11 protein-coding genes are annotated in these 10,617 nt (G+C 71.0%); 6 read left to right on the forward strand and 5 right to left on the reverse strand.

Translation table 11 applies throughout. The annotated features are described in order from the left end of the window. Positions 1-44: 44 nt before the first annotated feature. A complete protein-coding gene (locus AC4BEG_RS25640) occupies positions 45-641 on the reverse strand; it encodes a DUF3043 domain-containing protein (RefSeq protein ID WP_490702103.1) in 597 nt (198 codons plus the stop codon). A 248-nt stretch (positions 642-889) separates the two neighbouring features. Here AC4BEG_RS25640 and AC4BEG_RS25645 point away from each other — a divergent pair, with 248 nt between their 5' ends. The 4 genes from AC4BEG_RS25645 (at position 890) to AC4BEG_RS25660 (ending at position 4,061) form a co-directional block, all read left to right on the forward strand. Then, positions 890-1,675: a PspA/IM30 family protein gene (locus tag AC4BEG_RS25645; protein WP_490702104.1), complete on the forward strand. Its 786-nt coding sequence runs from the start codon at positions 890-892 to the stop codon at positions 1,673-1,675. Between the two features lie 44 nt (positions 1,676-1,719). Beyond that, entirely contained in the window at positions 1,720-1,998 is a 279-nt protein-coding gene (gene pspAA, locus AC4BEG_RS25650) for a PspA-associated protein PspAA (protein ID WP_490702105.1), read from the forward strand. Between the two features lie 90 nt (positions 1,999-2,088). Then, positions 2,089-3,381, forward strand: coding sequence for a sensor histidine kinase (locus AC4BEG_RS25655; RefSeq protein WP_490702106.1), 1,293 nt, complete (start codon positions 2,089-2,091; stop codon positions 3,379-3,381). Next, positions 3,378-4,061, forward strand: a complete 684-nt coding sequence (locus tag AC4BEG_RS25660; RefSeq protein WP_490702107.1) for a response regulator — start codon at positions 3,378-3,380, stop codon at positions 4,059-4,061. Before AC4BEG_RS25655 ends, AC4BEG_RS25660 begins: the two co-directional genes overlap by 4 nt. Positions 4,062-4,133: 72 nt before the next feature. Here AC4BEG_RS25660 and nadA read toward each other — a convergent pair whose 3' ends face one another. Then, a complete protein-coding gene (gene nadA / locus AC4BEG_RS25665) occupies positions 4,134-5,321 on the reverse strand; it encodes a quinolinate synthase NadA (RefSeq protein WP_490702108.1) in 1,188 nt (395 codons plus the stop codon). A gap of 231 nt (positions 5,322-5,552) precedes the next feature. Between nadA and erpA the strand changes: the two genes are divergently transcribed. Next, positions 5,553-5,906 (forward strand): iron-sulfur cluster insertion protein ErpA, encoded by a 354-nt coding sequence (gene erpA, locus AC4BEG_RS25670; protein ID WP_135340779.1) that lies wholly within the window; start codon positions 5,553-5,555, stop codon positions 5,904-5,906. A 90-nt stretch (positions 5,907-5,996) separates the two neighbouring features. Here erpA and AC4BEG_RS25675 read toward each other — a convergent pair whose 3' ends face one another. Both AC4BEG_RS25675 and AC4BEG_RS25680 read right to left on the reverse strand, forming a co-directional pair. Beyond that, the gene (locus tag AC4BEG_RS25675; RefSeq protein ID WP_490702109.1) at positions 5,997-7,562 is read right to left on the reverse strand and encodes a hypothetical protein; all 1,566 of its coding nucleotides are present in this window, start codon (positions 7,560-7,562) and stop codon (positions 5,997-5,999) included. Between the two features lie 92 nt (positions 7,563-7,654). Continuing rightward, positions 7,655-7,867, reverse strand: a complete 213-nt coding sequence (locus AC4BEG_RS25680) for a hypothetical protein (protein WP_490702110.1) — start codon at positions 7,865-7,867, stop codon at positions 7,655-7,657. 177 nt (positions 7,868-8,044) lie between these two features. Between AC4BEG_RS25680 and AC4BEG_RS25685 the strand changes: the two genes are divergently transcribed. Next, positions 8,045-9,019, forward strand: coding sequence for a carbohydrate kinase family protein (locus tag AC4BEG_RS25685; protein ID WP_490702111.1), 975 nt, complete (start codon positions 8,045-8,047; stop codon positions 9,017-9,019). Positions 9,020-9,060: 41 nt separating this feature from the next. On the opposite strand, the gene AC4BEG_RS25690 is transcribed toward AC4BEG_RS25685, so the two are convergent. Beyond that, positions 9,061-10,494 (reverse strand): cysteine desulfurase/sulfurtransferase TusA family protein, encoded by a 1,434-nt coding sequence (locus tag AC4BEG_RS25690; RefSeq protein ID WP_490702112.1) that lies wholly within the window; start codon positions 10,492-10,494, stop codon positions 9,061-9,063. Positions 10,495-10,617 lie beyond the last annotated feature (123 nt).

Genomic DNA, 10,617 nt, shown 5'->3' on the forward strand with positions numbered 1-10,617 from the left:
GGATGAGCCGGACGCGTGTCCGCCGCGGTCCGCTGATCTCCCGCTCAGGGCCGCTCTCCGCGCTTGACCTGCGGCTTGGGCAGCCTCAGCCGGCGCATCTGGAGAGTGCGCATCAGCGCGTACGCCACGGCGCCGCGCAGATTCTCGTCGGGGAACTTCTTGCGCAGCGCGCGCTTCAGCTGGAAGCCGAGGATGAACGAGTTGATGACGATCATCACGATGACGACCATCCACAGCAGCAGCACATAGCTCTGCATGGCACCGGCACGGATCATGCTCAGCACCAGGATGACCACCGCGAGCGGCAGGAAGAACTCGGCGACGACGAACCGGGAGTCCACGAAGTCGCGGGCGAAGCGGCGCACCGGCCCCTTGTCACGAGCCGGGAGGTAGCGCTCGTCACCGCTGGCGAGCGCCTCGCGCTGACGGGCCAGATCGGTACGGCGGGCCTCCCGCTGGCGCTTGGCGGCTTCCTTGCGGTTGGCCGGTGCCTTCGCCAGGCTGCGGCGCTGCGTCTGGGCCTCACTGCGCTTGGGCGTGGGGCGGCCCTTGGGCGCCTGTGGGTCACGGGGCTGCTGCGGCTGGTCCGCGGTCACCTTGGCGGTGGCGGCCTGCTCATCCTTGGAACGGCTTCGGAACACAAGGCCCAAGGGTACGGGTTCATGGGTGTGCGCCCCAGCCTCATGGGGAACGATCCGGCAACGGCACTGCCGCCGTATCGGGACACAGCGGTCACCTACTCCCTGCGCCGGAGGCGCCCGCCTCCCGATCGTCCTGGAGGAGGAGCGCGAGCGGGCCCGAACAGTGCGGTAATGGAAGCAGGGCCCGTAGGCTGGGTCTGTTGGAGTGCTGGAGTCTCAAGTCCGTCAGAAGGGGGCGCGCGAGGCCCATGAGCGGTGTCATGAAGCGTATGGGGATGATCTTCCGCGCGAAGGCCAACAAGGCCCTGGACCGGGCCGAGGACCCGCGCGAGACCCTTGACTACTCGTACCAGAAGCAGCTCGAGCTGCTCCAGAAGGTCCGCCGCGGCGTCGCCGACGTGGCCACCTCCCGCAAGCGTCTTGAGCTCCAGATGAACCAGCTCCAGGGGCAGTCCGCCAAGCTGGAGGACCAGGGCCGCAAGGCGCTCGCGCTCGGCCGCGAGGACCTGGCGCGGGAGGCGCTCTCCCGCCGTGCCGCGCTCCAGCAGCAGGTCACCGATCTGGAGACGCAGCACCAGACCCTCCAGGGCGAGGAGGAGAAGCTCACCCTGGCCTCCCAGCGGCTCCAGGCCAAGGTCGACGCCTTCCGCACCCGCAAGGAGACCATCAAGGCCACCTACACCGCGGCCCAGGCGCAGACCCGGATCGGCGAGGCGTTCTCCGGCATCTCCGAGGAGATGGGCGACGTCGGCATGGCGATCCAGCGCGCCGAGGACAAGACCGCGCAGCTCCAGGCCCGCGCGGGCGCCATCGACGAGCTGCTGGCCTCCGGTGCCCTCGACGACCAGTCCGGGATGGCCAAGGACGACATCGCGGCCGAGCTGGACCGGATCTCCGGCGGTACGGACGTGGAGCTGGAGCTCCAGCGGATGAAGGCCGAGCTGGCCGGCGGCGGCTCCCAGCAGGCCATCGAGAGCGGTCAGCAGAACGAGTCCCAGCAGTCTCAGGGCCAGCACAAGTTCGACAAGCAGTAGCCCGCGCCCCCACCCGGGCGAGGTCTCCTACGGAGGAGGTCGTCGTGATCGTACGGATCATGGGGGAGGGCCAGGTACAGGTGGCCGAAAGTCATCTGTCCGGGCTGAACAAGCTGGACGACGAACTGCTCGCCGAGATCGAGAGCGGCGACCAGGACGGCTTCCGGCGGACGCTCGGCGCGCTCCTCGACGCCGTGCGTTCGGTGGGCGAAGCGCTGCCGGACGACTCCCTCGAACCGTCCGAGCTGATCCTGCCCGCCCCCGACGCCACCCTCGAGGAAGTCAAGGCTCTGCTCACGGACGACGGCCTGATCCCGGGCTAGCCCGACCGCACTCCAGCACAGGTCGTGCCCCCTTTGCCCGCCGGTGACCGGCCGCCCCCGAAGCGGAGCGGTCAGGTTCGGCGCTTACCGTTGGATCCCGTGACTCCCCTCTCCGTGGGGCCGGGCCTGGCCCGTCCCTGCCGCTGGCTGGCCGCGCACCCGAGGGCCCTGGACATCCTGGTGGCCATCGGAATCTTCGCGCTGATCATCATCGGCGCGCTGGCCAACCCGCATCTGCGTGGCCAGCGCATCACCCCGGTCTTCGTCCTGTTGGCGCTGCTCGCCGCCGCCTCCCTGGTGCTCCGCCGCGATCTGCCGGGCAGTGTGCTCGCGGTGACCTCGGCGCTCACCGTGGTGGAGATCACCACCACCCGGAGCGGACCGCCGCGCGCCTCGATCGTGCTGGCCGTGGTGGTGGCGCTCTACACCCTCGCCGCCAGCACCGACCGCCCCACCACCTGGCGGGTCGGCCTCATCACCGCGGTGCTGCTGACCGGGACCGCGATGCTCTTCGGGCTCAGCCCCTGGTACGCCCAGGAGAACCTGGGCATCTTCGCCTGGGCCGGGCTGGCCGCCGCCGCGGGCGACGCGGTGCGCAGCCGCCGCGCCTATGTCGCCGCCGTCGAGGAACGGGCGGTACGGGCCGAGCGCACCCGCGAGGAGGAGGCGCGCCGCCGGGTGGCCGAGGAGCGGCTGCGGATCGCCCGGGAGCTGCACGATGTGGTCGCCCACCACATCGCCCTGGTCAATGTGCAGGCCGGAGTGGCCTCCCATGTCATGGACAAACGCCCCGACCAGGCCAAGGAGGCGCTGGCCCACGTCCGGGAGGCCAGCCGCTCGGCGCTGGACGAGCTGCGCGCCACGGTCGGTCTGCTGCGGCAGTACGGCGACCCCGCCGCCCCCACCGAACCGGCACCGGGTCTCGGTGTGCTGGACCAGCTGGTGGAGGGCTTCGCCCGGGTGGGGATGCGGGTCGAGGTGGAGGCGGAGCCGAGCGGCGGCGTCGGACCGCTGGCGGGTTCGGTCGACCTCACCGCGTACCGGGTCGTCCAGGAGGCGCTGACCAATGTGCACAAGCACGCCGGGCCCGAGGCCGGTGTGCGGATCCGGATCGTCCGGGACGCCCGCGCGCTGGAGATCACCGTCGTGGACGACGGGGCGGGGGCGGAGCCCCGGGCCGACGGCGCCGCCGGGGCCGCCGGGGAGGGCATGTCCACGTCGCCGCTGCTGGACGACGAGCACGGCGGCGGACACGGACTGCTCGGGATGCGGGAGCGGGTCACCGCGCTGCGCGGCAGCTGCGAGGCGGGCCCCCTGCCCGAGGGCGGCTTCCGGGTGCGGGCCAGACTTCCCTTGCAGGGCCGTACGGGAGGGGATTCATGACGATCAAGGTGCTGCTCGCCGATGACCAGGCGTTGCTGCGCAGTGCGTTCCGCGTGCTGGTGGATTCCGATCCGGACATGGAGGTGGTGGGGGAGGCGTCCGACGGCGCGGAGGCGGTCGAGATCGTCCGTGCCAAGGGCGCTGACGTGGTCCTGATGGACATCCGGATGCCCGGTACCGACGGGCTGACCGCGACCCGCATGATCAGCGAGGACCCGGAGCTGACCGGGGTCCGGGTGGTCATGCTGACCACCTTCGAGGTCGACGAGTACGTGGTGGACTCCCTGCGGGCGGGTGCCAGCGGTTTCCTCGGCAAGGGCGCCGAGCCCGAGGAACTGCTGTCCGCGATCCGGATCGCGGCGGCGGGCGAGGCGCTGCTCTCCCCGGCCGCGACCAAGGGCCTGATCGCCCGGTTCCTGGCCCAGGGCGACGGCGCCCGGGACGGCGAGGACCCCGCCTACGACGCCGGCCGGCTGGACGCGCTCACGGTGCGTGAGCGCGAGGTGCTGGTGCAGGTGGCCGGGGGGCTGTCCAACGACGAGATCGCCGCCCGGCTGGAGGTCAGCCCGCTGACGGTCAAGACCCATGTGAACCGCACGATGGCCAAGCTGGGGGCGCGGGACCGGGCCCAGCTGGTCGTTATCTCCTACGAGACGGGCCTGGTGCGCCCGGGGGCCTGACGCCGGACGCCCGCACACGCCACGGGGCGCGGAGCCCTCGGCCCCGCGCCCCGTATGCGTACCGCGCTGTCGCTACGGCAGCGCCAGCATCCGCTCCAGCGCCAGCTTGGCGAAGCTCTCGGTCTCCGGGTCGACCTGGATGCGATTGACGACCTTGCCCGCGGCGAGCGACTCCAGCGCCCACACCAGATGTGGGAGATCGATCCGGTTCATGGTCGAGCAGAAGCAGACCGTCTTGTCGAGGAAGACGATCTCCTTGCCCTCGTCGGCGAAGCGGTTCGCCAGCCGGCGGACGAGGTTCAGCTCGGTGCCGATCGCCCACTTGGACCCGGCGGGCGCGGCCTCCAGGGCCTTGATGATGTACTCGGTCGAGCCCACGTAGTCCGCGGCCGCGACCACCTCGTGCTTGCACTCGGGGTGGACCAGGACATTGACGCCCGGTATGCGCTCACGGACGTCGTTGACCGAGTCCAGCGAGAAGCGGCCGTGCACCGAGCAGTGGCCGCGCCACAGGATCATCTTCGCCGCCCGCAGCTCCTCGGCGGTCAGCCCGCCGCCCGGCTTGTGCGGGTTGTAGACGACGCAGTCCTCCAGGGACATGCCCATGTCGCGGACGGCCGTATTGCGCCCCAGGTGCTGGTCGGGCAGGAACAGCACCTTCTCCCCCTGGCCGAAGGCCCAGTCCAGGGCCCGCTTGGCGTTGGAGGAGGTGCAGATGGTGCCGCCGTGCTTGCCGGTGAACGCCTTGATGTCCGCCGAGGAGTTCATGTACGAAACCGGCACTGTGGCCTCGGCGACCCCCGCCTCGGTCAGCACGTCCCAGCACTCGGCGACCTGCTCGGCGGTGGCCATGTCGGCCATCGAGCAGCCCGCTGCCAGATCGGGGAGGACGACCTGCTGGTCGTCGCCGGTCAGGATGTCGGCGGACTCCGCCATGAAGTGCACACCGCAGAAGACGATGTACTCCGCGTCCGGCCGGGCCGCCGCGTCCCGGGCGAGCTTGAAGGAGTCCCCGGTGACGTCCGCGAACTCGATGACCTCGTCGCGCTGGTAGTGGTGGCCGAGCACGAAGACCTTGTCCCCGAGCTTCTCCTTGGCCGCGCGGGCGCGTGCCACCAGATCCGGGTCGGAGGGCGCCGGAAGATCTCCGGGGCACTCCACACCGCGCTCGCTCCGCGGGTCGGCCTCACGGCCGAGAAGCAGCAGAGCGAGCGGGGTCGGCTGCACGTCGAGGGGTTGGGCGGTGGTCACGTCACGCACCCTTCTTTCTTCGCTGGGAACCCTGGTTAATCGTCAAAATGACGCTATCTATCATAACTGCTTCACGTCACGTTGACGATGGGCATCGTGTCGATGTGACGCATTCCCGGTCTGCCGGGCCGTGTGCGAGCATGAAGAACGCAGGAACAAAGCGATGGGCCCGGAATGAATCCGGGGGGCCGTTGGTTTGAGCCGACGGCAAGCAGTCCGTACAACCCGGGAGAGAAGCAGATGACCGTTCAGGACGAGACCACCGCGAGCGAGGGCATCATCCTGTCCGACGCCGCCGCGTCGAAGGTCAAGAGCCTGCTGGAGCAGGAGGGCCGTGACGATCTCGCGCTGCGCGTCGCCGTCCAGCCCGGCGGCTGCTCCGGCCTGCGCTATCAGCTCTTCTTCGACGAGCGCTCGCTCGACGGCGACGTCGTCAAGGACTTCGACGGTGTCAAGGTCGTCACCGACCGGATGAGCGCCCCGTACCTGGGCGGTGCCTCGATCGACTTCGTCGACACCATCGAGAAGCAGGGCTTCACGATCGACAACCCGAACGCGACGGGCTCCTGCGCCTGCGGCGACTCCTTCAGCTGAGCCCTCCCGCGGGGTGCGCGCTCGACGACGCCGAGAAGGCGGCGGTCCCGGCCGGGACCGCCGCCTTCTGTGCGGTGTCTCCTGGCTTCTTTATTTCTTCCGCAGCGGCACCGTCTTGCCGGTCGACTGATCGACCACCTTGCGGTCGTCCAGCGGTTTGTCCAGCTTGACCTTCTCGGTCATCTCCTTGGCGATCAGAATGCAGGCCCGTCCGGGGTGCTTGGGCTTGCTCTTGATCTCCACCGTCACCTGCTTCGACGTCTCCTTCGCGGAGACCGAGTAGGTGTTGCACACCCCGCCCCAGAAGCGCAGCGTCAGGGTCTTGTCGTCCGCGGTGTAGGAGATGACGTGGTTGATCTTCTCCTTGCCGGACTTGTCGGGCTTACCGCTCTCGCCCTGTCCCGGGCTCTCGGTACCGGCGGCCTTCTTGATGTACTCGGGCCGCACGGCCGGGTACGGAAGGGTCATCGAGACACCGTTGGTCCCGGTCGGCCGGGTCTCGAAGATCCACGACGGCACCAGCGCCCGCCGTCCGTCCACCATGTGCGAGGCCAGCCCGAAGGTCGCCTTGCGCACCATCACCTTGCCGGAGCTGCCCGAGGGGTTGGGCTCGCACGGCGCGATCGAGCCGCCCTGCTCCGGCGCGTCCGAGCCCGGGGTGGCCGACGGACAGCTCGCGCCCGTGGCCGGACCCCGGCCCCTGGTCGCCGCGTTGAGCTTCTTCAGCGCCTCGTCCGCGCTGATCAGCGGATAGGTGTCGGCCTCCTTGGGGAGCTCCAGGGTGCCGCTGCCACCGACCAACTGGCCGTCGGCAGCCACCTGGAGGGTGGTCGACCAGCCGTGCGTCGGCAGATCGCCCACCCGCGGCTCCGCGTTCACCATGCGGATGGCGGCGTAGCGGCCGGTCGCGTCCAGCGTGGCGTCCGAGAGTCCGAGCGCCTTCAGCACCGGCTCGGCGGTGCGCTTGGCCTTCGCCTCGGACACCACCTTGTCGTGGTCGGCGTCGCTCCGTTCGGGGTGGTCGTCATCGCCCTTCTTGCCGGACTTCCCGTCCCGGTAGACGGGGCAGTCCTGGGTGGCGCCGCCGTCGCCCTTGCGCTCGCCCGCACCGGCGTCGCTGTCCGCGCCCGGCAGGCGCACACAGGAGCCGTCGGCGGGGGTGCCGTAGCGGGAGTAGCTCCAGCTGCCCGGACCGTCCTGGCTCACCCGCAGCACCGGACCGGCCGCGTCCTTGGTGCCCCCGACCTTCCAGAAGCCGTGGTCGCCGCGCGGGCTGCCGGGCACGTCCAGCGCCTTGGCCAGCCGTGCCACCTCATCCTTGGTGACCTTCGGGCCGGACAGATACACCGGGGCCGAGTCCGGCCCGTCGGGCAGCTTCTTCTCCGCCACGTAGCGCACGCCACCCGGATCGGGCTCCCCGGGTGCGATGCCATCGCGTCCGGCGGTCGTGTAGACGTCCAGTGCGAGGGGTTTCGGTGATCCGTCCTTGTGCGCCGTGCCACTGCCGTCCGCCGCGGTCGAGGCCCAGTAGGCCCCGCCGCCACCGGCGACCAGTACCGCTGCCGCCACCGAGACCACGGCCAGTGGCGAACGGCGCCGCGGACGCGGATGGTCGTCGTCGGGGGTTTGCGGGGTGTCGGTCTCCTCGGTGCTCACCGTTTCGCTCCTTTGGCTCCGCTCACGTTGTACGGTCCCATTTCCTCGCGAGGGGACGCCGGTGAGACGGGGCGGACGGGAGTACGGTTCCGTCAGTCGCCGTAATCGGACATCTTGTCCAGCAGCTGCGCGGATGCGGGCGGCACGGTGACCCCGCGGATCCGTGACAGGGACACCGGAGCGGCGGGAGGCGATGCGGTGACCGGCCAGTGCGGCACCATCCGTGCCCCCTGGCCGCGCAGCTCTGCCAGGAACTCGGGCTCGATGGCACCGGTGGGAAGGGCGTTGATCACGTGCTCCGGCATGGGGAGCCTCCCGGTCCGAAGGGGTCGCGGATGAATATCGGATGCGTACGCACCGTATGCACCGGATCTCTGGCGAAAATAGCCCTACTATCTGGTAGTTTCTTGCGTTCCTGCGGGACTGGCAAGGCGCTAGCGTAGGGGCTCCGACCCCGCCGCCGCCCCGCAGGAGCGACTTCCGTGCGTATCGCCGTCACCGGCTCCATCGCCACCGACCATCTGATGACCTTCCCCGGCCGCTTCGCCGACCAGCTGGTCGCCGATCAGCTGCATACGGTCTCCCTCTCCTTCCTGGTCGACACCCTCGACGTCCGCCGCGGCGGTGTGGGCCCCAACATCTGTTTCGGTATGGGGGTGCTCGGTCTGCGTCCGATCCTGGTCGGCGCGGCCGGTGAGGACTTCGCCGAGTACCGCGCCTGGCTGGACCGCCACGGCGTGGACACCGCGTCCGTCCGGATCTCCGAGGTGCTGCACACCGCGCGCTTCGTCTGCACCACGGACACCGACCACAACCAGATCGCGTCCTTCTACACCGGCGCCATGAGCGAGGCCCGGCAGATCGAGCTCCAGCCGGTCGCCGACCGGGTCGGCGGGCTGGACCTGGTGGTCATCGGCGCGGACGACCCGGAGGCGATGGTCCGGCACACCGAGGAGTGCCGCTCGCGCGGTATCCCCTTCGCCGCCGACCCCTCCCAGCAGCTCGCCAGGATGGACGGCGAGGACATCCGGCTCCTGGTGGGCGGGGCGGAGTACCTGTTCACCAATGAGTACGAGGCCGCGCTGATCGAGACCAAGACCGGCTGGACCTCCGAGCAGATCCTCGCCAAGGTCGGCACCCGCGTCACCACGCTGGGCGCGCAGGGCGTCCGGATCGAGCGCGAGGGCGAGGAGCCGATCGTCGTCGGCTGCCCGGAGGAGGACGAGAAGGCCGATCCGACGGGCGTCGGCGACGCCTTCCGCGCGGGCTTCCTCGCTGGTCTGCACTGGGGGCTGTCGCTGGAGCGCTCCGCCCAGGTGGGCTGCATGCTCGCCACTCTGGTCATCGAGACCGTGGGCACCCAGGAGTACGAGCTGCGCCGCGGCCACTTCATGGAGCGGTTCGCCAAGGCGTACGGCCATGACGCCGCCGCCGAGGTCAACGACCACCTGGTCTGACACCCGCCGCCGGCCCCCGGGCTCCCCGGGGGCCGGAGACGTCAGGTGCGGCGGCGGACCCGGTAGGCGACACCGCGCTCGGCCGGGCGCTCGCCCTCGTACTCCTGGTCCCGCATGGCGCACCAGGCCGGGATGTCCAGCCGGGCCGCCTCGTCGTCGGACAGCACCGTGACCACCCCGCCCACCGGGACCTCGCCGATCACCTTGGCCAGCTCGATCACCGGGATCGGGCACCGCTTGCCGAGTGAGTCCACCACCAGCTCGGATCCGGCCGTCTCCACCGTTGTCTCCACGGCCGTTTCCACGGCCGTTTCCGCCGCCGCGGGCCGCGCCGGCTCCGGGGCGCCGAGCCGTCCGCGGACCTCCCGGACCACCCCCGGCAGCAGCTCCAGGAACCGGTCCACCTCCGCCGCGGCCGTCCCCAGCGGCAGCGAGACCCGGATATTGCCTTCGGACAGCACCCCCATCGCCCGCAGCACATGGCTCGGGGTCAGGGTGGAGGAGGTGCAGGAGGAGCCGGACGAGACCGAGAACTCCGCGCGGTCCAGCTCATGGAGAAGTGTCTCCCCATCGACATAGAGACACGAGAAGGTGACCAGATGCGGCAGCCTCCGCTCCGGATCGCCCACCACCTCCACATCCGGCACCAGCTCCGGCACCCGCGCCCGGATCCGCTCCACCAGACCCCGCAGCCGCGCCGCCTCGGCGTCCGCCTCCGCCCGTACGGCGCGCAGCGAGGCGGCCGCGGCGACCACGGCCGGGAGGTTCTCGAAACCGGGGGAGCGGCCCGACTCCCGTTCGTCCGCGGGGCCCTGGGGCGAGAAGCGCACCCCCTTGCGGACAACGAGCAGCCCGACCCCCGAGGGGCCTCCCCATTTATGGGCACTTGCGGTCATAAGTGACCAATTGCCGTCCACCGGGCCCCAACCGAGCGACTGTGCCGCGTCCACCAGCAGCGGTACGCCCGCCGCCGCGCACACCTCCGCGGTCTCGGCCACCGGCTGCACCGTGCCGACCTCGTGGTTGGCGGACTGGAGGCAGGCCAGCGCGGTGGGTCCCGGGGCCTCCCGCAGAGCCGTCGCGTAGGCGTCCGGCGCGACCCGTCCGGCGCGGTCCACCCCCACCTCGGTGACCGTGCCGCCGCCCGCCTCATGGGTGGCGGCGGCATGCAGCACCGCGGAGTGCTCGACGGCGGAGACGATCAGATGACGGCCGACCCGGCGGCGCCCCGCGAGCGCTCCGGCAATACCGTCGTGGAGCGCGCGTGTCCCCGATGGAGTGAAGACCAGCTCGTCCGGGCGGCAGCCGACGGCCTCGGCCGCCGCCTCCCGCGCGGCGTCCAGCAGCAGCCGGGCGCGGCGCCCCTCGCGGTACAGCCGCGCGGGGTCGGCCCACCCCTCGTCCAGGGCGGCGAGCAGCGCCTGCCGGGCGACCGGGTGCAGCGGAGCGGACGAGGCCGCGTCGAAATAGGGCACGTGAGGAACGCTAGTCGGTGTGGACCGCGCGGTCTCCGCGGCGACGATCGGAACCGGTCCCGCCGCACCCCCCCGCGCCCCGGATCCGGTGCCGCCCAACCTGCCGTACCAGGGCGAAAACCG

This window comes from Streptomyces sp. JLBJ103, from assembly GCF_058215575.1.

Coding starts and splice junctions, on each gene's coding strand:
- AC4BEG_RS25645 (WP_490702104.1), top strand. CDS start 890: ATGAGCGGTGTCATGAAGCGTATGGGGATGATCTTCCGCGCGAAGGCC.
- AC4BEG_RS25660 (WP_490702107.1), top strand. CDS start 3,378: ATGACGATCAAGGTGCTGCTCGCCGATGACCAGGCGTTGCTGCGCAGT.
- erpA (WP_135340779.1), top strand. CDS start 5,553: ATGACCGTTCAGGACGAGACCACCGCGAGCGAGGGCATCATCCTGTCC.
- AC4BEG_RS25680 (WP_490702110.1), bottom strand. CDS start 7,867: ATGCCGGAGCACGTGATCAACGCCCTTCCCACCGGTGCCATCGAGCCC.